The organism is Arthrobacter ginsengisoli (assembly GCF_031456935.1).
GTDB classification, from domain to species: domain Bacteria; phylum Actinomycetota; class Actinomycetes; order Actinomycetales; family Micrococcaceae; genus Arthrobacter; species Arthrobacter ginsengisoli.
Window position 1 is genome coordinate 244,024 of record NZ_JAVDVQ010000005.1, and the last position, 22,443, is coordinate 266,466.

Annotated in this window: 20 protein-coding genes; 12 read left to right on the top strand and 8 right to left on the bottom strand. The window is 67.4% G+C overall.

Translation table 11 applies throughout. The features are described from left to right. Positions 1–8 precede the first annotated feature (8 nt). The 5 genes from J2X01_RS08365 to J2X01_RS08385 all read right to left on the bottom strand — a co-directional run bounded on the left by J2X01_RS08365 (position 9) and on the right by J2X01_RS08385 (position 3,789). Positions 9–887: an anti-sigma factor gene (locus J2X01_RS08365; RefSeq protein WP_310055530.1), complete on the bottom strand. Its 879-nt coding sequence runs from the start codon at positions 885–887 to the stop codon at positions 9–11. 1 nt (position 888) lies between these two features. After that, the gene (sigK, locus tag J2X01_RS08370) at positions 889–1,494 is read right to left on the bottom strand and encodes an ECF RNA polymerase sigma factor SigK (RefSeq protein ID WP_310055532.1); all 606 of its coding nucleotides are present in this window, start codon (positions 1,492–1,494) and stop codon (positions 889–891) included. A gap of 229 nt (positions 1,495–1,723) precedes the next feature. Next, positions 1,724–2,191, bottom strand: a complete 468-nt coding sequence (locus J2X01_RS08375) for a tRNA (cytidine(34)-2'-O)-methyltransferase (RefSeq protein ID WP_310055534.1) — start codon at positions 2,189–2,191, stop codon at positions 1,724–1,726. A 21-nt stretch (positions 2,192–2,212) separates the two neighbouring features. Continuing rightward, positions 2,213–3,169 (bottom strand): J domain-containing protein, encoded by a 957-nt coding sequence (locus tag J2X01_RS08380; RefSeq protein WP_310055538.1) that lies wholly within the window; start codon positions 3,167–3,169, stop codon positions 2,213–2,215. Between the two features lie 200 nt (positions 3,170–3,369). Continuing rightward, positions 3,370–3,789, bottom strand: coding sequence for a DoxX family membrane protein (locus J2X01_RS08385; RefSeq protein WP_310055540.1), 420 nt, complete (start codon positions 3,787–3,789; stop codon positions 3,370–3,372). A gap of 89 nt (positions 3,790–3,878) precedes the next feature. Between J2X01_RS08385 and J2X01_RS08390 the strand changes: the two genes are divergently transcribed. Then, positions 3,879–4,631 carry a helix-turn-helix transcriptional regulator gene (locus J2X01_RS08390; protein ID WP_310055543.1) on the top strand — a complete coding sequence of 251 codons (753 nt, stop codon included), beginning with the start codon at positions 3,879–3,881 and terminating at the stop codon, positions 4,629–4,631. On the opposite strand, the gene J2X01_RS08395 is transcribed toward J2X01_RS08390, so the two are convergent. Next, the gene (locus J2X01_RS08395; protein ID WP_310055546.1) at positions 4,628–5,524 is read right to left on the bottom strand and encodes a DMT family transporter; all 897 of its coding nucleotides are present in this window, start codon (positions 5,522–5,524) and stop codon (positions 4,628–4,630) included. The genes J2X01_RS08390 and J2X01_RS08395 overlap by 4 nt on opposite strands. A 50-nt stretch (positions 5,525–5,574) precedes the next feature. Between J2X01_RS08395 and J2X01_RS08400 the strand changes: the two genes are divergently transcribed. Next, positions 5,575–6,834, top strand: coding sequence for a cysteine desulfurase family protein (locus tag J2X01_RS08400; RefSeq protein ID WP_310055548.1), 1,260 nt, complete (start codon positions 5,575–5,577; stop codon positions 6,832–6,834). Here J2X01_RS08400 and J2X01_RS08405 read toward each other — a convergent pair. Next, the gene (locus tag J2X01_RS08405; RefSeq protein WP_310055550.1) at positions 6,813–8,054 is read right to left on the bottom strand and encodes an NAD(P)/FAD-dependent oxidoreductase; all 1,242 of its coding nucleotides are present in this window, start codon (positions 8,052–8,054) and stop codon (positions 6,813–6,815) included. The two genes, J2X01_RS08400 and J2X01_RS08405, sit on opposite strands and share 22 nt — an antisense overlap. A gap of 223 nt (positions 8,055–8,277) precedes the next feature. Here J2X01_RS08405 and mnmA point away from each other — a divergent pair, with 223 nt between their 5' ends. From mnmA to J2X01_RS08440, 7 genes are all read left to right on the top strand, one after another. Next, positions 8,278–9,390 (top strand): tRNA 2-thiouridine(34) synthase MnmA, encoded by a 1,113-nt coding sequence (gene mnmA, locus J2X01_RS08410; protein WP_310055552.1) that lies wholly within the window; start codon positions 8,278–8,280, stop codon positions 9,388–9,390. Positions 9,391–9,716: 326 nt separating this feature from the next. After that, positions 9,717–11,345: an ABC transporter substrate-binding protein gene (locus tag J2X01_RS08415; RefSeq protein WP_310055554.1), complete on the top strand. Its 1,629-nt coding sequence runs from the start codon at positions 9,717–9,719 to the stop codon at positions 11,343–11,345. 134 nt (positions 11,346–11,479) lie between these two features. Then, positions 11,480–12,571, top strand: a complete 1,092-nt coding sequence (locus tag J2X01_RS08420; protein ID WP_310055557.1) for an ABC transporter permease — start codon at positions 11,480–11,482, stop codon at positions 12,569–12,571. Between the two features lie 2 nt (positions 12,572–12,573). Beyond that, positions 12,574–13,587: an ABC transporter permease gene (locus J2X01_RS08425; protein ID WP_310055560.1), complete on the top strand. Its 1,014-nt coding sequence runs from the start codon at positions 12,574–12,576 to the stop codon at positions 13,585–13,587. Further along, entirely contained in the window at positions 13,584–15,284 is a 1,701-nt protein-coding gene (locus J2X01_RS08430; protein ID WP_310055564.1) for an ABC transporter ATP-binding protein, read from the top strand. Before J2X01_RS08425 ends, J2X01_RS08430 begins: the two co-directional genes overlap by 4 nt. A 154-nt stretch (positions 15,285–15,438) precedes the next feature. Beyond that, positions 15,439–15,879: a chorismate mutase gene (locus tag J2X01_RS08435; protein WP_310055567.1), complete on the top strand. Its 441-nt coding sequence runs from the start codon at positions 15,439–15,441 to the stop codon at positions 15,877–15,879. 2 nt (positions 15,880–15,881) lie between these two features. Continuing rightward, on the top strand, positions 15,882–16,925 hold the full coding sequence (locus tag J2X01_RS08440; protein WP_310055571.1) for a uroporphyrinogen decarboxylase/cobalamine-independent methonine synthase family protein: 1,044 nt from the start codon (positions 15,882–15,884) through the stop codon (positions 16,923–16,925). Between the two features lie 18 nt (positions 16,926–16,943). Here J2X01_RS08440 and J2X01_RS08445 read toward each other — a convergent pair whose 3' ends face one another. Then, positions 16,944–17,657, bottom strand: a complete 714-nt coding sequence (locus J2X01_RS08445) for a DUF4166 domain-containing protein (protein ID WP_310055573.1) — start codon at positions 17,655–17,657, stop codon at positions 16,944–16,946. Positions 17,658–17,842: 185 nt separating this feature from the next. On the opposite strand from J2X01_RS08445, the gene mtrA reads away from it, so the two are divergent. The 3 genes from mtrA (at position 17,843) to J2X01_RS08460 (ending at position 22,366) form a co-directional block, all read left to right on the top strand. Then, the gene (mtrA, locus tag J2X01_RS08450; RefSeq protein WP_226761460.1) at positions 17,843–18,517 is read left to right on the top strand and encodes an MtrAB system response regulator MtrA; all 675 of its coding nucleotides are present in this window, start codon (positions 17,843–17,845) and stop codon (positions 18,515–18,517) included. 235 nt (positions 18,518–18,752) lie between these two features. Next, positions 18,753–20,648 carry an MtrAB system histidine kinase MtrB gene (gene mtrB / locus J2X01_RS08455; protein WP_310055619.1) on the top strand — a complete coding sequence of 632 codons (1,896 nt, stop codon included), beginning with the start codon at positions 18,753–18,755 and terminating at the stop codon, positions 20,646–20,648. After that, entirely contained in the window at positions 20,645–22,366 is a 1,722-nt protein-coding gene (locus J2X01_RS08460) for an LpqB family beta-propeller domain-containing protein (protein ID WP_310055578.1), read from the top strand. The genes mtrB and J2X01_RS08460 overlap by 4 nt, the downstream gene beginning before the upstream one ends. The last annotated feature ends 77 nt before the right edge of the window (positions 22,367–22,443 follow it).

The following is a 22,443-nucleotide window of genomic DNA, read 5'->3' on the forward strand; positions in this document are numbered from 1 at the left end:
TCCCGACGCTAGGCGCCCAGCGGGGCCTCGGCCACGGGCGGCGTGGTCGGCGACGTCGAGCCGCCGGCAGGTTCCACCGTGATGCCCAGGGCTGATGCCGTGCTGACGCCCTTGACGACGGCCGGCTTGGACAGTGCTTCCTCGTCCATCAGGCCCTGGGACACCGGAGCCGAGCCGTCCTTGGGGATCAGCCACATCTGGTAGACCTTGCCGGGCGGCGGAGCCGGGACGTCATTCATCTTGACGACGATCGCGTCCTTCGACGGCGAGAGTGAGACGGTGGCCGTGCCGCCGCCGGTGACGTTGACCGTCGCCTGCTGCACATCGCCGGCCTGCAGCACCTGGCTCAGCGGATCGTTCTGGTTGGCCACGTAGGCACCGACGGCAACTCCGCCCAGGGCGATGACGGCAGCGGCGGCCACACCGACCAGCCAGTTGCGCATCCCCTGCGGCCGGCGACGTTCGTCGCGGCGCTTGCGGGCCGCGCCGAGCTCATCGGTGACGGAAAGTCCGGTCGCCTCGCGGACGGGCCTGGCCACAACCGGCGGGACCGCCGGCGGCTCCTGCGCCGGGGGCGCGGCGGAGTTCTGGGCGGGCAGGGACGCCATGATTCTCTCCAGCAGGGCAGCCGGGGGTTCCTCCTCGGCGGTGAAGCTGGTGGCGAGCGTTTCCCGGGCCTGGCGGACCCGGTCGTCGAAGGCGGCATGTTCTGCCTGCGGAGCCGAAGCGAGGTAAGCCTCGATGGCGGCACGTTCGGCGTCGTCCACGGCGTTCAGGGCATACACCTCGGCGAGGTCAGCCGCGCGGCCCGATGCCAGGTCGGTGGCGATATCGGCTGCAAAACCGCCGGGGACCCGGCCTTTGTGCTGCGCGTTCATGTCGGTCATTTCAACTCACCCCCAGACAGGTCTTCAGCCGGATCAGTCCGTCGCGGATGCGGGACTTAATGGTGGGCACCGCAGCGTTGAGCTTTTCTGCGACTTCCCGGTAGGTGAGACCGCCGTAGTAGGCAAGCCGCACGGATTCCTGCTGGGTATCGGTCAACGTGTCCAGGCACCGGACCACAGCTTCGGCCTCGAGCCGGCTGCCGACCTCGTCGGAAACGGAATCATGGTCGATGTCCTGGCTGCTGGCGCCGTATTTCGCCTCCCGGTCCGTGGATGACTGCGAGGAACGGACCTTGTCCACGGCCCTGCGGTGCGAGATGGTCATGAGCCAGGCGAGCGGGCTGCCGGCGTCGGGGTTGAACTTGGCGGCGTTCTGCCAGACCTGGAGGTAGACCTCCTGGGTGGTGTCCTCACTGAGTTCCACGTCAATCAGCACGCGCCGGGCCATGCCGAAGACGCGCCGGGACGTGAGTTCATAGAACTCGGCGAAGGCTGCCTCGTCACCGCGGGAGATCTGTTCCAGCAGCGCTTCCAGCCGGCGGTTTGCGTCGGCTGGAGTGCCCGGGGGAGCAGCGGCCTCGGGGTTCGGGGCGTTGGGAGTTTCCATCACCTTCAAGCATAAGGTGCCCGCCGCCGAACACGGATCAGGAGTGGAGACGCCCGCGGCGAGGTCGCCCGGGCACTTCGGGGCCGGACGTCTGTCCGTCTTCGCTGTTGTCACCCGCCCCTCCTCGCTCCTTTCCCTGCTCCCGGCCCGTTTGTTCAACTGGGCTTCACCAGTGATTCGGGACAGCAGGGATCCCGGATGGGCCCTGCGGCGGAAAGAATTACGGTGGCTACAGCTTGGCGCCGGCGAATCCGTTTTGGCGCCAGGCCTCGTAGACCGCGATCGAGGCTGCGTTCGCAAGGTTCAGCGAGCGGAGCGAGGGCAGCATCGGAAGCCGGACGCGCGACGTGACGTGGGGGTCGTGTTTGAGTTCCTCGGGCAGGCCCACGGATTCGCGGCCGAACAGCAGCACGTCCCCGGCCCGGTAATGGATGTCAGTGTAGGAGGCTTCGCCGTCCGAGGTGAAGGCAAAAACCCGTTCCGGAGCCAGGGCCGCCCAGGCTGCGTCGAGGTCCCGGTGCACCGTCACGACCGCGAGGTCGTGGTAGTCGAGGCCTGCCCGGCGCAGCTTGGCGTCGGAGAAGTCGAAGCCCAGAGGCTCGACAAGGTGCAGCTCGGCGCCGGTGATGGCAGCCAGCCGAATGGCGTTGCCGGTATTGCCGGGAATTTCTGGAGTGTGGAAGAGGATGCGGAACACTGTTCCATCCTAGCGATTGTGCTAGTGCATCCCGCGCAGCAGCCGGGCCAGTACCGGAACGATCACGGTGTTGGGGGCAGGCCCGGAACTCAGGAACTGCTTGAGGCCGCGTGCCAGGCCGGCGGCATTGACCACCTGGACGGTCTCGTGCAGGCCCGAGCGGCGGTGCCGGTCGATCACCGGTTCGTGCAGGTTGCCGTTGGTGCTGTGGACCACGGTCCAGCCGGTGACATTCAGTTCCGGGAAGATGTCCTGCATCCGGCGCACCACGTGGGCCAGCTGGGGCGGGGCAACTGACCGGCCGCCGTGGGTCAGGGCGCTGCCGTTCCAGGCGTAGGCCCCGGGTGGCAGCAGCATGGAGCCGACGATCGCCATGCGGTAGCCGGCGAGGACCACATGGTCGATGTGGCTGTTGTCCGCCGGGGACTGCAGGCCGTTGATGAGCCGCGCGGCCGGGATGACGGGGAGGATCTGCCGGCTGATGAGCTGAACGGTCCGCATTTCCCGCTGGATCCTGGCCTCCGCGCCGAAGATCCCGCGCTTGCGGGGCACGCCGTGAACCTGCTGGCGGGCCAGCTCCTCCGGGATCAGCGGAACCTCGCCGGTCAGGGCGTACTGCTCGAAGGCAGGGACGTAGACCGGGGCGTCGGCCGCGGTATTGCGGGGCGTATTGGGGCGCCGGACGTTGGCGGATGCACGGCTCCCTGCCGCCGGGGCGTCAAAGTGGGCCCCCTCGTCGGCGGGCGGACCGGCGAAGCCGCCACGGCCGCTGCCGTAGGAGCGGTCGTAGTCCGCCCGGCTCTTGGCATCGATCAGCGTCTCATAGGCGAGCGTGACGCGCCGGAAGGCAGCCGGGTCGCCGCCGTGGTCCGGGTGCGCGGTGCGGGCGGCCTTGCGGTAGGCCACCTTGATTTCCTTGTCCGTCGCCGTCACTGGGATCCGGAGGACCTGATAATGCGAGCTGCTGCCCTGCGTCAAGCAAGAATCCTTTGTGTCGATGGTGCCAGCCCATCCTGGACGTCCGGCCCGGCCAGTTTAACCGGCTAGGGGAACAACGAGCGCACCGGCACTTATTGTTCCCGCCACCCCCGCCACCGCGCCGGACGACGCCGCGGCCCTACCCGCCGTCGTTCCGCTGTCGGACTGAGCACCCGACCGACTGCGGCGGATCGTCCGGGTTACCGGCCCTGTCCTTGCGCCAAGGCGAGCCGGTTCAGCGCCAGTGCGCCGACGAGCAGGCCGAAGTCGCGCAGGGCCACGTCGAAAAAGCTGCCCAGCACGATCAGGTTGATGATGATGCCGAGCAGCCAGACCGCCACGAGCAGCGAGCCGAACCGCGGCTTCAGCGCCACCGCCAGACCGGCGAGGATCTCCACCACGCCGACGGCGTACATGATGGTCTGCGCCGGCAGCGGGACAACGTCCGTGACCACGGGCGCCAGGTACATGGTCCAGTCGGTCAGCACGTTGGTGAACTTGTCCAGGCCGAAGAGCACCGGTGCGACGGTGAAGACCGTCCGCAGCAGCAGGAACGCCTGCTGCTGGGGAGCCGCGGCCAGCGTCCCGGCGGGGGTGTTAAGTGCTGTCGAGGATTTCATGATGACTCCTTCTAAAAGTAGGTAGTTTGATTTTAGAATGGAGACGACAGTTAAGCAATGAATCTTGTTTTTAGAGTTAGGCTGATGCCATGACGCGAGCCCCTTGGAACCGCAGGATCGCGGCCGTTGCCTCACTGGGGGATGAGAACCGCCGGAAGCTGTTCGACTTCGTCGCCGCCGCCGGGTGCGCGGTCAGCCGTGACGATGCCGCCGGCGCCCTCGGCCTGCCCCGGAGCACGGCGTCCTTCCAGCTCGACCGTCTCGTGCAGGACGGGCTCCTGGCCGTGGAGTTCCGGAAACTTGGCGCCAGGGGCGGACCCGGTTCGGGCCGCCCGGCCAAGCTGTATCTGGCGGCCGTCCGGGAGGTCGCGGCGTCGGTGCCGGACCGGAACTACGACCTGGCCGCCGAGTTGCTGGTCTCGGCCATCGAGGAGTCAACGGCCGGCGGCGGTTCCGCCCGCGACGCGCTCGAGCGGACCGCATATGCGCGGGGGCAGGCGGCGGCCCGGTCCAAGGCCCAGGGTGCGGGCCCCTCGGAGGCCCGGGACGCAGCCGCGGATGACAGCTTCGCGGAGTTCCTCGCTGCGGAAGGCTACCGGCCGGAGGACGACGCCGCGGGTGGTCTGGTGCTGCTGAACTGCCCGTTCCACCGGATCGCCGCGGGCCATACCGAAGTTGTCTGCGCCATGAACGGCGCCTTCCTGGCGGGGGCCGCGGCAGGATGCGGCATCGATCCGGCCCGGGTCCAGGCTCTCGCCATCGAGGACCTCCGCTCGCACGGAGCCGCGCTGCCGGCGCAGTGCTGCGCGCGGATCCGGCCGGTGCAGGAGCCCATTTCCTAGGAGCCCAGGCTCGAGCCTGCGGCCACCGGGCGTTTGGCCCGCACTTTCATCCCGGTCAGCAGCACGCCGGCGATTACCAGGACGCCGCCCGCGATCTGGGCGGAGGTGAGCGGCGTGCCCAGGGCCACCGTGATGATTGCGGTGAACACCGCAATCAGGTTCAGGTAGTTCCCGGCGGTTCCCGGCGGGGTGGTCTTCAAGGCCAGGTTCCAGAACAGGTAGGCGCCCAGGGACGGGAAGACCACGATGTAGGCCAGCGACCAGCCCTCGGCAGGCGTCTGGGGAAGCCGCACATCCAGGGCGAGGGCGAACGGTGTCAGCGTCAAGGACGCCATCACCACCTGCATGGCGGTGGCTGCGATGGCGGGGATATCCAGTTTCCGGGCGATGATCGTGTAGCAGCCCCAGACCAGGATCGCGCCGATCATGATGAGTTCACCGGTGTTAATCGAAAGGCTCAGCACGCGCTGCAGTTCGCCCCGGGTCAACACCAGCAGCACGCCAAGCAGGCCGAGGCCGATGCCGAGCCAGCCGAGGCGTGTGGCCTTCTCACCGAGCAGGACGATCGCCATCACCACGATCAGGGCAGGGTTGGCGGCCGTGATCAGGGAAGCGTTAACGGCGGAAGTGTGGCCGAGCGCCGCGTACAGCAGGAGAGTATAGGCGCCCATTCCCAGCGCACTCAGGAGCAGGAGCGCCGGCCAGCGGCTGAGTACGGCCCGCCAGTCCGGCTTTTCCACGAAATGGGCCAGCAGCAGCAGCGGCACGGCGGCGAAGGTCCAGCGCCAGTACGTCAGGTCGAGGGGGGACATCGAAGTGACAGCGGCCCGGCCGACAACGAAATTGCCCGACCAGAAGAGGGTGGCCAGAACCAGGTAAAGGGGCGCTTTCACCGCTCGAATCTACACCAGTGCCGCGGCAGGCCCGCAGGTAGAATTGCCCTGTGCCCGTATACCTTGACCATGCCGCCACCACCACCCTTGCCCCGGAGGCGCTCGCAGCGCTGACCCGCGAACTGGCCCGGACCGGCAACCCGTCCTCGCTGCACGGATCGGGGCGCAGCGCCCGGCGCGCCGTCGAGGACGGCCGCGAGGCGCTGGCAGCCGCCGCCGGGGCGCACCCCTCTGAAGTCATCTTCACCTCGGGCGGGACCGAAGCCGACAACCTTGCCGTCAAGGGCCTGTACTGGGCCCGGCGTGCGGAGAACCCGGCCCGCACGCGCATCCTGTGCTCCGCCGTCGAACACCACGCGGTGCTGGACACCGTCGAGTGGCTGGAGCGGCACGAGGGCGCCGAGGCCTGTTGGCTGCCGGTGGGCGCCGATGGCGTGGTGGATCTGGCGGTGCTGGAGGCAGAGCTCGCCCGGGACCCGGCGTCGATCGCCCTCGTCACGGTGATGTGGGCCAATAACGAAGTCGGGAGCATCCAGCCCATTGCGGAGGTCGTCGGTCTGGCGCACCGGGCCGGCGTTCCCGTCCACTCCGACGCTGTCCAGGCGTTCGGCTCGGTGCCGGTGGATTTCCGGGCCAGCGGACTCGACGCCATGTCCATCTCCGGGCATAAGATCGGGGGGCCGGTCGGCGTCGGGGCCCTTCTGCTGGGCCGCGCCGTGAAACTGACCCCGGTCCAGCACGGCGGGGGACAGGAGCGGGACGTCCGCTCCGGCACCCTCGACACCGCCTCCATCGCGGCCTTTGCCGCGGCGGCCGAAGCCGTTGCTGCCAAACTTCCGGAGGAAGCAGCGCGCATCGCAGCGCTCCGGGACCGGCTGATCGACGGCGTCCTGGCCGCGGTGCCCGACGCCGTGCTGCGCGGGGCCCCCGGCTCCGGACGGCTGCCGGGCAATGCGCACTTCACCTTCCCCGGCTGTGAAGGCGATTCGCTGCTCTTCCTGCTGGATCTGGCCGGGGTGGAATCCTCCACCGGTTCGGCCTGCACCGCGGGGGTTCCCCGGCCGTCCCATGTGCTGCTGGCCATGGGACTGGACGAGGACACGGCCCGGGGCGCCCAGCGGTTCAGCCTGGGGCATGCGTCCACCGGGGCCGATGTCGACGCGCTCCTGGCCGCCCTGCCCGGCGCGTACACGCGCGCACGCCAGGCCGGCATGGCGGGCCACGAGTCCAGCATCCAGACCGCCGGTACCGTCGCCCGCCATTCCGCCGGCCAGGGCGCCGGGAGCGGCTACCCGGCCGGAATGAGCTGATCCAGCGGAACGTCCGGATCTGCGAGGGCATGGGGGTCCACGGCGGTAGCGGCTGTGATGAGCTGCTTGATGATTTTTTGGGGCTTGGCGGCGCGCGGCCAGTTGACATTCATTCCCGCCACCACGCGCCCGTCGCGCTGCCAGAAGGCGAGGAATTCCTTACCCTCGAGCGAGCCGCGGATTGTGGGCTTCCCGGCGACGAGCGCAGGGAAGCCGGAGTACTCCATGCTGACATCGAACTGGTCGGTATAGAAGTAGGGGATTGTGTCCAGCTTGGCGTCCAGGCCGAGCATCGCCCGGGCTGCCACCTTGCCGCCGTTGAGGGCGTTGGACCAGTGCTCGCTGCGGTGGTGCTCGCCGGTGAAGGGATGCAGGGCGTTGGCGACGTCCCCGGCCGCATAGATTCCCGGCGCTGAGGTCCGCAGCGAGGCGTCCGTGAGGATGCCGTTCCGCAGGGTGATGCCCGCAGCTTCGGCCAGCGACACCTCGGGGACCACGCCCACGGCGATGATCACGAGATCCGCGGAAAGGACCTCCCCGGAATCCGTCAGCACGCCGGTGACCCTGCCCGACTTCCCCCTGATCCCGGCGGCCGAGGCGGGAAGCCGGAACCGGACGCCGTTCGACTCGTGCAGCGAACGGAAGAAGCCGCCCAGCTCGGGCCCGATCGCCGCGGCCAGCGGCACTTCCTCCAGCCCCAGCAGGGTTATGGAGTTTCCATAGGAGCTCGCCGCCGCGGCCAGCTCCATCCCGATCCAGCCCGAGCCGATCATCACGACGTTCCGGCCGCCGCCGGCCAGGCCGGTTCGAAGGTGCCGGCTGTCGTCCACGGTGCGGAAGGTGCCGACGCCCGCCAGGTCGCTGCCGGGCAGCCGAAGGTGCCGGGGCCGGGCGCCGGTGGCCAGCAGCAGCGAAGCATACTCCAGCGTCCCGCCGTCGAACGCGACGGTGCGGGCGGCTGGATCAATCCCCGTGACGGGCGTGCCCAGCCGCAGTTCCACGCCGTTCTCGCCATACCAGTCGGCCGGCGCCACGGGCAGGGCGTCCTCGCCGGCCTTGCCCAGCAGGTAGTCCTTGGACAGCGGCGGGCGGAGGTACGGATGGTGCCGCTCCGCTGCCAGCAGGATCACCGGCCCGCCATGTCCCTGCGCCCGGAGGGTCCTGGCGGCGGTGCCGCCGGCAAGTCCGCCGCCCACGATCACAATGTTTTCGGTGGCCATGATGCGCTCGATTCCTGCGGCCGCCGGCGCAACCGGTGCCGCGTTTCACGGGAGTGAATCTAAAACCATTGCATTTGACTTTAGAAGGGCCGCGAGGGGCCGTCAAGGCCTTTTGGGTGCGGAATCGGCGTGGCGATAGAATGGGGCGGCAGGCATTGTGCTAAATCGCGGCCATCAGCCGCCGGTGCCGGCAGCAACCCCCGAACCCCCAACGAAAGTCAGTATGCGAGTTCTTGCAGCCATGAGCGGCGGCGTCGATTCCGCCGTTGCCGCAGCCCGCGCCGTAGAGGCCGGACACGACGTCGTCGGCGTCCACCTCGCGCTGTCCCGGATGCCCGGAACCCTTCGCACCGGCAGCCGCGGCTGCTGCACCATCGAGGACTCCCGCGACGCCTGGCGGGCCTGCGACGTGCTCGGAATTCCGTACTACGTGTGGGATTTCTCGGAGCGTTTCAAGGAAGACGTGGTCCAGGACTTCATCGACGAATACGCCGCGGGACGCACGCCCAACCCGTGCATGCGCTGCAACGAGCGGATCAAGTTCGCCGCGCTGCTGGAGAAGGCGATCGCCCTCGGGTTCGACGCCGTCTGCACGGGCCACTACGCCAAGGTGATTACCGACGCCCAGGGCAACCCGGAACTGCACCGTGCCGCGGACTGGGCCAAGGACCAGAGCTACGTCCTGGGTGTGCTGACGCACGAGCAGCTGAAGCATTCCATGTTCCCGCTGGCGGACACGCCGTCCAAGGCCGAGGTCCGTGCCGAGGCCGAACGCCGCGGGCTCTCCGTCGCCAACAAGCCGGACAGCCATGACATCTGCTTCATCCCGGACGGCGACACGGCCGGCTGGCTGGCAGAGAAGATCGAGATGACCACCGGCGACATCGTGGACGAGTCCGGCACGAAGGTCGGCGAGCACCCCGGCGCCAATGCGTTCACGGTGGGCCAGCGCCGCGGACTGAAGCTTGGCACCCCGGCCGCCGACGGCAAGCCGCGCTTCGTGCTGGAGATCCGGCCGAAGGAAAACAAGGTCGTGGTGGGTCCGGAGGCCCTTCTGGCCATCGATGAGATCCGCGGCATCAAGGTCTCCTGGGCCGGGCTGCCGATCGCCGAAGTGGCAACCGGAGATGGGTTCGACTGCTACGCCCAGGTCCGTGCCCACGGCGACCCCGTCCCGGCCCGCGCGCACATGGCGGGGGACGAGCTTGTGGTCACCCTGACCGAGCCGCTGCGCGGCGTGGCTCCCGGCCAGACCGTTGTGCTCTACCAGGGCAGCCGCGTGCTGGGCCAGGCCACGATCGATGCCGCGCGTTCGCTGCAGCGGGCCGCGCTCTAGCAGCCTGCTGGCCCGCGAAGGCTCCTTCGCCAACAGGAAAGCCGCACACCCCCGGTGTGCGGCTTTCCTGTTGGCAGCCCGGCTCCGGGTCCCGCTCCCGTGCCGCCGCGGCGCTGTGGGCCCCTGCCGAAATTCCGGCGGGATACCTGAAGAAAATGACGAGTTCCGCCTGTTCGTGTAAATTTTGTGTCTCATCTCACATGATGTAACGATTCACCAAATGATCTTCTGATTGAATCTACGCATCAGGAACAGCGCGTCGCCCGCCACGACGTCTTATCGACGGCGGGCTGCGCCCTAGGACTCATCGAACAGAAAGTTCACAGATGGCAATGAACAAAAAAGCCCTGCAGAGCGCCATCGCGCTCGTCGGGGTATCCGCCTTCGCACTGACCGCCTGCACCGGCCCGACCGGCGGCGCTGGCGGGTCATCGGCTGCGGCCACCGGCCCGATCGCCTATGGTACGACGGACAAGGTCACGGCCCTGGATCCCGCGGGCTCGTACGACAACGGTTCGTTCATGGTGATGAACCAGATCTACTCCTTCCTGCTCAACTCGAAGCCGGGCAGCGCCGATCCGGTTCCGGACCTGGCCGAGTCCGCATCCTTCACTTCGCCGACCGAATACACGGTCAAGCTCAAGCCGGGACTCAAGTGGGCCAACGGTCACACACTCGACTCCAAGGACGTCAAGTTCTCCTTCGACCGGCAGACCACGATCAACGATCCCGCCGGCCCCGCCAGCCTGCTGGCCAACGTGGACAGCGTCACCGCCCCCGATGCCAACACCGTCGTCTTCAAGCTGAAGCTGGCCAACGACCAGACGTTCGCGCAGATCCTCAGCAGCCCCGCCGCGCCGATCGTGGACGATGAAGTCTTCCCGGCCGACAAATTGCTTGACGACGACTCGATCGTCAAGGCCAAGGCCTTCCATGGGCAGTACACGATCGACACGTACAAGAAGAACGAACTGATCAGCTTCAAAGCGTTCCCCGACTACCAGGGCGTCCTCGGCAAGCCAGCCAACGACACCCCCACGATCAAGTACTACGCCGACCCCACCAACATGAAGCTGGACATCCAGCAGGGCAACATCGACGTCGCAAACCGCAGCCTGAGCGCCACGGACATCGATGACCTGAAGAAGGACTCCAAGGTCAAGGTCAACGTGGGCCCCGGCGGTGAAATCCGCTACATCACGTTCAACTTCGACACCATGCCGTTCGGTGCGAAGGCTGCGGATGCCGATCCGGCCAAGGCGACCGCTGTGCGCCAGGCCATCGCCAACCTCGTTGACCGCCAGGCCATCGCGGACCAGGTCTACAAGGGCACCTACCTGCCGCTGTACTCCAACGTTCCCAACGGTTTCCTCGGCGCCAACGAATCGTTCAAGGATGCTTACGGCGACGCCGGCAAGCCCAGCCTGGACAAGGCCAAGAAACTCCTGGCCGACGCCGGTGTGACGACTCCCGTGTCCATGAACCTGCAGTACAACCCGGACCACTACGGCAAGTCCTCCGGCGATGAATACGCCATGATCAAGGACCAGCTGGAGAAGTCCGGTTTGTTCAAGGTCAACCTGCAGTCCACGGAATGGGTCACCTACAGCAAGGCAAGCCGGGCCGACGAATACCCGCTGTTCCAGTTTGGCTGGTTCCCGGACTTCAGCGACGCCGACAACTACCTGTCGCCGTTCTTCCCGGAGGGCGGGTTCCTGAAGAACCACTACAACAACCCCACCGTCAACGAACTGATCAGCAAGCAGCTCACCACCGTCGACAAGACTGAGCGCGAGTCCACGATCAAGGATGCCCAGAATGCCCTCGCCAAGGACATCTCCACGCTTCCGTTGCTCCAGGGCGCGCAGGTTGCCATTTCCGGCAGCGGTGTCAAGGGTGTCGATACCACCCTCGATGCCTCCTTCAAGTTCCGTTTGGGAACTGTCTCCAAGTAAGGCTGCATCCCTGCTGTCCTGACCAGCCTGCGAGGCGGGGCGCCCTCGAGGCGCCCCGCCTTTGCTGGTCATAGCCGCATCCTGCAGTTCACGCCGGCCCGCCCTTGGCGGCGAAAGCCCAATTTTAGGTACCAATGACAACATTGATAGAGGCGCCGCCAAACGACGCCGACGGACTCCTTCCGTCCAAGAAAAAATCCTCGGGTGGGGGCTTGGGGACCTACATCCTGGTCCGGTTCTTCCTGATCATTCCGACCATTTTCATTCTGGTGACTTTGGTTTTCTTCCTGATGCGGGTCATCGGTGACCCCATTACCGCCGCCCAGGGCGGCCGGCTTCCCCCGGAGGCGCTGGCACAGCGCATCCATGAAGCCGGCTACGACCGCCCGATCCTCGTGCAGTACTTTGAATACCTCGGCCAATTGGCGACCGGCAACTTCGGCACCACCATCACCGACCGCCGACCTGTTGTCGAAATGGTCATCACCTTTGGCGTGGCAACCCTCGAACTGGCTATCAATGCCCTCATCGTGGCGCTGTTGGTCGGCATCCCGCTCGGGCTCATCTCCGCTTACAAGCGCGATAAGGCACCCGACGCCGTCCTGCGGTTCTTCGCCATCCTCTGCTACGCCACCCCGGTGTTCTTCGCCGGCCTCCTGATGAAGCTGACGTTCTCGGTGTGGCTCGGATGGCTGCCCGTCGCAGGCCGGGCCTCCACCAGGACCGAACTGGCCATGGGAAGCCTGGCCGCACCGACCGGGATCTACTGGCTGGATGCGCTGCGCAGCGGCAACATGGCCGCATACGGCGACGTCGCGGCCCATTCAGTCCTCCCTGCACTCACCCTGGGGCTGCTGACGGCAGGGGTCTTCCTGCGGCTGGTCCGCACCAACGTCATCGGCACGCTGGGCAAGGACTACGTCGAGGCCGGCAGGTCCCGCGGCGTCAGCAATTTCCGGCTCGTGACCAAACATGCCTACAAGCCTGCCCTGATCCCGATCATCACAGTCATGGGGCTCCAGATTGCCCTCCTGCTGGGCGGCGCCGTCCTCACGGAGTCCACCTTCGAGTGGAAGGGGCTTGGCTACCAGTTGGTGCAATACCTGAACGCCCGCGACTTCGTCGCGGTCCAGGGCATCGTCGTGCTGCTGGCGGTCATCGTTGCCGTCACGAACTTCATCGTGGACGTCGCCGCAGCCCTGATCGACCCGCGAGTGAGGTACTAGCCATGAATGCAACCACAGTAAGCGGGCGCAAGCAGCCCCTCATCTACCGGCTGCCGGTAATCTCGCATTTCCGGGCGAGCGTCGGGCTGCAACGCGGAATGCTGGTCACCGGCCTGGTGCTGGCCGTCGTCTTCCTGCTGACGGCAGTTTTTGCGCCGTGGATCGCGCCCTACGGATTTGCCCAGCTCAGCGACGCCGCGGGTCCCTTCCCGACCCAGCAGCCCCCCAGCCCGGCCCACATCTGGGGCACTACCGTGGGTGGCTACGACGTCTTTTCCCGGGTGATCTGGGGCGCCCAGACGGCCGCCGTGGTCATCATCGTCGCCGTGGCCATGTCGATCTTCCTCGGCGTAGCCCTCGGCCTCGTCAGTGGCTACTTCGGCGGCTGGCTGGACCGGACGCTGGTGGTAATCGCCGATGCGATCTACGCTTTCCCGTCGCTCCTGCTGGCCATCGTGATGTCAATCGTCATCAGCCACGGCCAGTCCAGTTTCTGGGGAGGCATTGTTGCCTGCTCCATCTCCATCTCGGTGGTGTTCGTCCCGCAGTACTTCCGCGTCATCCGCGCCGAGACCATCCGGCTGAAGGCGGAGCCGTACGTCGAATCAGCGAAGGTAGTGGGTGCCTCAAGCATCCGCATCATGGGCCGCCACATCTTCAGGAACGCAACCCGCACGCTGCCGCTGATTTTCACGCTGAATGCGTCCGAGGCGATCCTGACCCTTGCAGGCCTGGGCTTCCTGGGGTTCGGCATCGAACCGACCTCCGCCGCCGAGTGGGGCTTCGACCTGAACAAGGCCATTGCCGACGCCTCCTCGGGCATCTGGTGGACAGGTGTCTACCCCGGTACCGCGATCGTCCTGACCGTACTTGGGCTGACCCTCGTCGGTGAGAGCATCAACGACCTCAACGATCCCCGCCTCAGGGGCCGCAAGAAAGCTGTGGCAGGCAAGGGCGGACCCGACTCGACCGACGGTGCCCAGGCTGCACTCGAAGCAGAATCGAGAGTTCTATGACCATTAACATCGACAAGCCCGGCCCGGGCGCAGGCCCGGTCCTGGACATCGACAGCCTCAAGGTCACGTTCGCCACTGATGCCGGGGATGTGTACGCCGTCAAGGACGTCAGCCTCCAGGTCAACCCCGGCGAAGTCGTGGCCATCGTCGGCGAATCGGGATCCGGCAAGACTGTGACTGCCAAGACCATCCTGGGGCTCCTGCCGGAGACGGCCACGAGCCAGGGCGCAGTCCTGATCAACGGCAACAACGTCATCAGCGTCAGCGAGGCCAAACTGCGGGAGATCCGGGGCCGCGACGTGGCCATGGTGTTCCAGGAACCATCCACAGCCCTTAACCCGGTCTTCACCGTGGGCTGGCAGATTGCTGAAGGCATCCGCGCGCATGCCGGCACCGGCGGCGGCAAGGTCTCGGCCAAGGAAGCCAAGGCGCGGGCCGTCGAAGCCCTCCGGAAAGTGGGCATCCCGGACCCGGAAACGCGGGTCAACTACTACCCGCACCAGTTCTCGGGCGGCCAGAAGCAGCGCGTCGTCATTGCCGCCGCGCTGGCCCTGAACCCTGGCCTCATCGTGGCCGACGAGCCGACCACCGCCCTGGACGTCACCGTCCAGGCGGAGATCCTGGAGCTGCTGCGGGACCTGCGCGATAACTACGGGACGTCCATCGTGCTGATCACGCACAACATGGGAGTGGTCGCCGACCTCGCCGACCGCGTCGTGGTCATGTACCAGGGCGACGTCGTGGAGGAAGCGTCCGCACGGATGCTGTTCGCCGAGCCCAAGGAGGATTACACCAAAAAGCTGCTTGCCGCCGTCCCGCACCTGGGCCGGAATTCCGCGTCCGAGGGCATGGTGGAACGCGCCCACCAGGGCGGCAAAGTGCTGGTGGAGGCAAAAAACCTGACCATCGAGTACCCGGGACGGCTGGGCAGCCCGGCCTTCAAGGCCGTCGACGGCGTCAGTTTCACCGTGTCCGAAGGTGAGGTTTTCGGCCTCGTGGGGGAGTCGGGTTCCGGCAAGACCACCATCGGCCGGGCCATCGCCGGGCTCAACCGGACCACGGGCGGCAGCCTGAAGGTGCTGGGTTACGAAATGCTGAACTACAAGGAGCGCACCTTCAAGCCGCTCCGCAAGGAGATCGGCTTCGTGTTCCAGGACCCGGCGGCCTCGTTCAATCCGCAGCTGACCATCGGCGACTGTGTGGCGGAACCGCTGATCATCCACTCCAACCCGACCGCGGCCGAGGCACGCAAGCGCGTCGGGGAGCTGCTCGAGTCGGTGCAGCTGCCGGCGTCGTACGCCGACCGGTTCCCGCACGAACTCTCCGGCGGCCAGCGGCAGCGCGCCTCCCTGGCGCGCGCGCTCATCCTTAACCCGAAGCTGCTCATCGCTGATGAGCCGACGTCGGCGCTGGATGTGTCCGTGCAGGCCGTGGTGCTGGAGCTCTTCAAGGAGATCCAGCAGGAGTTCGGGTTCGCGGCGCTGTTCATCAGCCATGACCTCGCTGTGGTGGACATCCTCTCGCCTTGGGTCGGCGTGCTCTACAAGGGCAAGATGGTGGAGCAGGGGCTCGGCAACCAGGTCATGGGCAACCCGCAGCACGCGTACACGAAGAAGCTGATCGCCTCCCTGCCGGTCCCGGATCCGGAGGAGCAGGCCCGGCGCCGCGAGGCCTTCCGCGAGGTGCTCCACAGCTGACCTCCTCATAAAGCGCACACCGGAACGACATGCCCACCGTTCAGCTGGAACGGTGGGCATGTCCATTGGTGCGGCGGAAATGAGTCGGTGCGGAGCCGTGCCGTCGGCGCTTAACAGCAGAAGTGATTAGCGCCGGTGCCCCTAGACTGGGTCAATGACCGAGCAGAACCAGACTCATCCCGACGACGATTCCTATGACCCCGGGGCCAGCTCGCTGGCCGGTCAGGTGGATCCTGCGGTGATGGCGGAGCTGTTGTCGATCCGCTCGAGCATCGACAACATCGACGCCACCCTCGTCTACCTTCTCGCCGAGCGTTTCAAGGCCACGCAGAAGGTCGGATTCCTGAAGGCAACCCACAAGCTGCCGGCCGGAGACCCCGGCCGGGAGACGGCCCAGATCGCGCGACTGCGGCGGCTCGCGGCGGAGGCCCACCTGGATCCGGCGTTCGCCGAGAAGTTCCTGAACTTCATCATCGGCGAGGTCATCCGGCACCACGAAGCCATTGCCGAGGACCACGAGGCTGCCCTCGCCGCTGATACCCGGGCCGCCGGCCCAGTCCCCGGCACCGGCCCGGCCGTCTCCGCCACCGCTTAGCCGTGGCCACACCATTGTCCGCGGAGCCGCAGCAGGTCACCGCCACCGCCTTGGGCACCTGGCCTGGCGAGGACCCGGTCGAGGCCGCGCGGATCATCCGCGGCGAGCTCGGCAGCCCGCACCTGCCGTTCCTTGCCGAGCTGCCGGACCGGGGTGTCGGCTCCGACGCGCTCGGCCGGACAGCGTCCCTGCTGGTTGACCTCTCCGTGGACGTGCAGCCCTTCGGCTGGCGCATCGTGGACCGCCCCGGCAAGGACCTGAAGCGGGCGCGTTCGGCCCTGTCCACCGACATCAACATCCTCGCCGACGTGATCGGCGCCGAGGACACCCCGGCCCAGGACATCAAGGTCCAGCTCCGCGGACCGCTCAGCCTCGCCGCGGGCCTGCACCTGCACAACGGGGAACGCGCCCTGATCGACTATGGCGCCCGGCGGGACCTCGCGGCTTCGCTGGCTGCCGGTGCCGGCAGCTACCTCAGCCGGGTGGCTGCTGCGGCTCCGGGCGCACGAATCGTGGTCCAGATCGACGAGCCGGAGATCGCCTCGGTGCTGGCCGGCACCATTCCCACCTCCAGCGGGTACCGGACCCTGCGCTCCGTGCCGGGCCGGGAAGCCACCGAGGCCTGGCAGCTGGTCATCGATGCCCTGCGGGCGGCCGGCGCCGTAGAGGTCGTGGTCTCCGTACCGGAAGTCGAGGCGCCCTTCGACCGGATCCTGGCCGCCGGGGCGGACGGGATCGCCGTGCCGCTGCGCGCCCTAACATCCCGCCAGTGGGAACAGCTCGCCGGGGCGGCGGAGGCCGGCAAGCGGCTGTGGGCCGGAGCGCTCGACGTCTCCAACCCCGCAGCGGCGCTGCCCCGCGTGGCCGACGTCGTGGAAACCGTCTGGCGGCCGTGGCGCCAGCTCGGCCTGGCTGCCCCGACCCTGGGCGGATTGCGGGTCACGCCCTCGGACGGGCTGGCCGGGCATTCGCCGTCGTCCGCGACGGCGGTATTGACGCGGCTCACCCAGGTGGCGGACGGACTCAACCAGCTCGCGCTCGGCTAGCGCCGGTCGGCGCCGCCGTCAGCTGCGGGCTTCCCAGCGGTCCGGCCTGGCGCGGTCCGGAAGGTAGCCCGGGGCCGCCAGGCCGCCGGGGTACGGTTCCAGCCGATAGTCGAAGTGCCCGGCATAGACCAGGATCAGACCAAGTTGCGGCTGGATCACCTTGACCTGGATCCGGTGCTTTCCAGCCGTGCCCTCCCCGGGCTCCCACCACTGTTCGGCGTAGGCCTTGGCATCGAGGGCGGCCGGCAGGGGAATCCGCAGCGGTCCGAGGAAAAGCCTCGACGCCTCCGAAACCCCGCGCAACCGCCCGCTGGCGGTGACGCTCAGGTTGAGGTCAGTGACCAGCCGGCGGTACCGGCCGACGTAGTCCACCAGCCCGTGCCGGCTGCCGGAATCATCGAAGCTCGTGGTGTCATGGAACAGCCGGGTGGTGCCAGGGAAGAAAATCTCGCGCCGGGCGGTGAGGCTGGAACGGCCGAAAGGGTCCAGATGGGCGTGGTTCTCGATCCGGAACCGGATGCCCTCGCCGTACTCCGGGAAGAACGCCTGCTCGCCGCCGGCAGGACGCAGCAGGGGACGGAGCCACTTCTGCCGGCAGCCGACCACCTCAAACACCCCTTCCCCGACGCCGTAATGACCGGAGCCGGGGGTGAGGGCGAAATATTCCTGCAGTTCCGGCTGCAGCCGGGCAAAGTCGGCGCCAAGGGCAAGCTGGTAGATCGGGATGCGCACAGAATCCTCCTGGGGTTCCTGACGGTTGACGGCTTCCTGTCCACAGCATGCGGGACGGACGCTGCTTTGTCACAGTGAACCGGCTGCCCATCGGCTGCGGCGACGGGTGGCCCGGGTGCCGGCCCGCGCCATGCCGGGGCGCCGCAGAATACGACAAAGCCATTGCAATAAGGGAATATATACATATGAAGGCACGCATTCTGGTAGTGGACGATGACGAGGCACTCGCCGAGATGATCGGTATTGTGTTGCGCAACGACGGGTTTGAACCCGTCTTCTGCGCTGACGGTGGGCAGGCGCTGGACGTCTTCCGCTCCGCCAAGCCCGACCTCGTCCTGCTGGACCTCATGCTTCCGGGCATCGACGGCATTGAAGTCTGCCGCCAGATCCGCGCTGAGTCGGATGTGCCGATTGTGATGCTCACGGCCAAGGCGGACACCTCGGACGTGGTCCGCGGACTCGAATCCGGCGCCGATGACTATGTTCCGAAGCCCTTCAAACCGGCCGAACTCGTCGCCCGGGTCCGTGCCCGGCTCCGGCCCGGCGACCAGAAAGCGCCGGAAACATTGCGCATTGCCGACGTCACGATCGACGTTGCCGGTCACCTCGTCAGCCGCGGGACCGAACGCATCTCGCTGACACCGCTCGAATTCGACCTGCTGGTCGCACTGGCCCGCAAGCCCTGGCAGGTTTTTACCCGCGAACTCCTGCTGGAGCAGGTATGGGGCTACCGGCATGCCGCCGACACGCGGCTGGTCAATGTCCACGTCCAGCGGCTGAGGTCAAAAATTGAACGTGATCCGGAAGCTCCCGAAGTCGTATTGACGGTCCGTGGTGTCGGCTATAAAGCAGGTTCCTGAGCCGACGGACGGCCGCCCCGGAGCCGGTCCGGTGGGCGGTCCGCCGGACCGTGGTGCCCCGGAGAACGCCGCCCGCACATCAGTTGACCTTCGCCCACCGGCCGTGACGGCGCCCGCATCCAGGCCGCCGGAAGCCGGCGTGCCCGATCCGTCCACCGCCGGACCCAGCACCGCCGAACCCGCTCCGCCGCCCGCCGCGCCGCACTCCGGCGGGGTTGCCGCCGGCTGGCGGGCCATGCTTTTCCGCACCACGCTCTGGGCGAAGCGTGCCCGGATCGTGGGTGTGCGGGTGGCGCGGCTGGTCAGTATCGGCGCTACGCGCCTGCTGCCGGGCATCCGCTACCTGCTGCGCTCACTGCACCGCAAATGGCGGCGGTCGCTGCAGTTCCGGACCGTGCTGACGACCCTGATGCTCGCCATTGCGTCCTTCGCTGTGGTCGGCGCGTACCTGTCCAACCAGATCGCCAACAACCTCTTCCAGGAACGGCTCGTGCAGGCGGAGTCGGAGACCCGCTACAACGTCAAGCAGGTCCAGGACACGTTCGACGGCGCGCAGGTCACCGACCAGTCCAGCGTCATCACGCTCGTTTACGACACCCTGAACGCCGTCGAGGGCCGCGGCTCCGTGATCCAGCGGCGCTATGTCTTCGAGGCGATGCCCGAACAGACCAAGCCCCGCAACCGCTGGGTCGAGTCGCGGGCATCGGACCAGCTCACCATCAGCGTCATTCCGACCGAACTGCGCAAGGCCGTGCAGAATTCCGGCAAGGAGCAGTTCTGGGCCTCCACGGAGTTCCCGGTGGGCACGGAAGACCGGCCCGGGATTGCCGTGGGCAATAAGGTCACCTTCAATGGCACGGTTTACGAGCTGTACCTGATCTATGACCTCAATACGGCTCAAAAGACCCTCGACGAGATCCAGAACGTGCTGCTGGCCGGCGGCGCGGTGCTGGCGCTGCTGATCGGTGCCGTGGCCTGGTACGTCACCCGGAATGTCGTCAGCCCGGTCAGCCACGCCGCCCTTGTTTCCGAGAAGCTCGCGGCCGGACAGCTGCAGGAGCGCATGGTGGTCAAAGGCGAGGACGAGGTGGCCCGGCTCGGGGCTTCCTTCAACCACATGGCCGCCAGCCTCCAGGAACAGATCACGCAGCTCGCCACCCTGTCCCAGATGCAGCAGCGGTTCGTCTCCGACGTCTCCCACGAACTGCGCACCCCGCTCACCACCGTGCGGATGGCCGCGGAAGTGCTCTACGACGCGCGTGACGACTTCGACCCCATCAACAAGCGCTCCGCTGAGTTGCTCTACAACCAGGTGGAGCGCTTCCAATCACTGCTGGCCGACCTGCTGGAGATCTCCCGCTTCGACGCGGGCGTGGCAACGCTCGACGCCGAACCGGGCGACATCGTGCAGCTCGTTTCGCACGTATTGGAAGGCGTTGCGCCGGTGGCCGGGGAGTACGGATCCCAGGTCACGCTCAACGCGCCCGCCGAAAGCATCATCGTTGACATGGACGACCGCCGGATCGACCGGATCCTGCGCAACCTCGTCCTGAACGCCCTCGAACACGGCGACGGGCGCCCGGTGAATATTTCCGTGGCCGCCAATGACACGTCCGTGGCCGTCGCCGTCCGGGACCACGGCATCGGCATGACTGCCGCGGAAGCGGCGCGTGTGTTCGACCGGTTCTGGCGCGCCGATCCGGCCCGGGCACGCACGACGGGAGGCAGCGGATTGGGACTGTCCATCGCCGCCGAGGACACGAAACTCCATAACGGCTGGCTGCAGGCGTGGGGAAGGACAGACGGCGGCGCCAATTTCCGCCTCACCCTCCCGCTGCGCCAGGGCGAAACCATCACGAAATCTCCCCTCCAGCTGGAGCCGGTCGACGTCGGGCTTCATGGCGGGGATGGCCAACGGACGATGCTGCTGCTGGATCCCTCGCCGGTGGCCGCTGCCGATGGCAGCAACCAGGCCGCCGGGGGCGGACACGACGCCGGGCCGGGTGCTGCCGCCACCGCCGGACCGGGAAGCACGGACCCCGAAAGCATGGACCCCTTCCCGGTCAGCGCGGACCACCCGGTCGGCACGGATCCGGGAACAGCCGGACCCGGAACAAAGGAGGGGTCATGATCGGTGGCTCGAGGAAGACCAGCAGCGCGGTGGCCACGCTGCTGGCATTGCTGCTGGTCCTGCTGACATCGTGCGCCCAGATCCCGCGCTCGGGCCCGGTCGGAAAAAGCACGGATGAGAGCGCAGGAAACCCCAAGAATGCCCCCGTGTTCTTCCCGTCCGCGCCGCGTGCGGGTGCCGGGCCGGAAGCCGTGATCGAGGACTTCTATCTCGCCGGCAGCGGCTATGAGGACGACTATGCGGTGGCGCGCCAGTACCTGACCCAGGCATCATCCGTGACCTGGAAGCCGGACCAGCGCGTGCTCGTCTTCCGCGCCGCACGCGTGGTGCCGACCGGCGTCGAAAACGTCTTCAACTACGAACTTGACGTGTCCTACACCGTCGACTCCGACGGGGTTGCGACCCGGCTGCCGGAGGGAACCAAGGAGAGCATCCCCGCCACGCTGACCCAGGTGGACGGCCAATGGCGGATCGCGGAGCTCCCGGACGGCACGGCGATCCCGGAAGAGACATTCAAGGTCATCTACGGTGCCTACCCGATCTATTTCTATGACCCGACGTTCGCGTACGCGGTGCCCGATGTGCGGTGGTTCATCAAGAAGAAGACCGTCAAGGCCATGACCAGCGCCCTCCTCGCCGGACCGGCCCCGTACCTCAAGGGTGCGGTCGTCAGCGCCTTCCCGTCCGGCATCAAACTGGCCCGGGAGTCGGTCCCGGTCGTTTCCGGCGCCGCCCAGGTGGACCTCACGGCCAAAGACCTGGTGGAGGCCTCCAACGAGGACCGGCTGCGGATGCAGACCCAGCTCGCCCTCACCTTCCGCAGCCAGCCCGGCGTCATCAACGTCGAGCTCCGCGCCAACCAGGACCTGGTGCGCGTGGAGGACAACGGCTCGGTCCTCCCGCCGATCCGGGACAAGAACGTCCCGGCCCACCAGATCGCCGTCAACAACAACGACCTGGTCCGGTATGAGAACAACCGGATCTCCCCGCTTCCCGACATCCAGCCGGTCTCTGCACTGGCCCCCAGGTCACCGGCGGAGTCTCCCGTCTCGCAGTCCGCAGCCTTCCTCAACGCAGACCGCGGAACGCTGTACTCCGTGGTGCCCGGCCAGCCCGCCAGGGCGCTGACCACGCGGACCACACTGACCCGCCCGTCCTTCGACCGGTACGACTGGGTCTGGACGGCGGGGCCCGGGGCCAATGGCGCCACGGAAATGATCGCCTTCCGGCCCGTCGGCGTGGCGGAAGGCGCCAGCGTCCCCGCAGTGACACTGGCGCCGGCCTGGCTCGCCGGACGGTCCGTCCGGGAGTTCCGGGTCTCCCGTGAGGGCACCCGCGCCCTCGTTCTCTCGGAGCAGAACGGCAAGACCAGGGTCCAGGTGGCGGGCATCGTCCGGGCAGCGGACGGCACGCCCAAGGAGCTCGCCGTGCCAACGACTCTGCTGGCGTCGGACGACCCGGACCAGGGCGTCTGGGTGGACGACATTACGGTCGCGGTGATGAAGGGCTCCTCGAGCGGATCGGTGATTCCCGAGCTGCTGTCCCTCACCTCGTCCGAGCCGCAGCAGCTGGCGCCCTGGACCGGGCTGACTGCGCTCAGTGCGGGCAACGGCGGGGAGGAAGTCTACGCCCAGTCCGCGGAGGGGATCTTCCAGAGACTGGGCAGCGGTTGGTCCCCGCAGCTCAAGGGACCGGTCGATCCGTCCTTCCCGGGCTAGCGTCCAGGAGCCCAGACGCGCGCCGTCCCCGTAACGCAGCCCGGAGAGTTCCCGGACAGGGCCGCCCAACAGCTTTC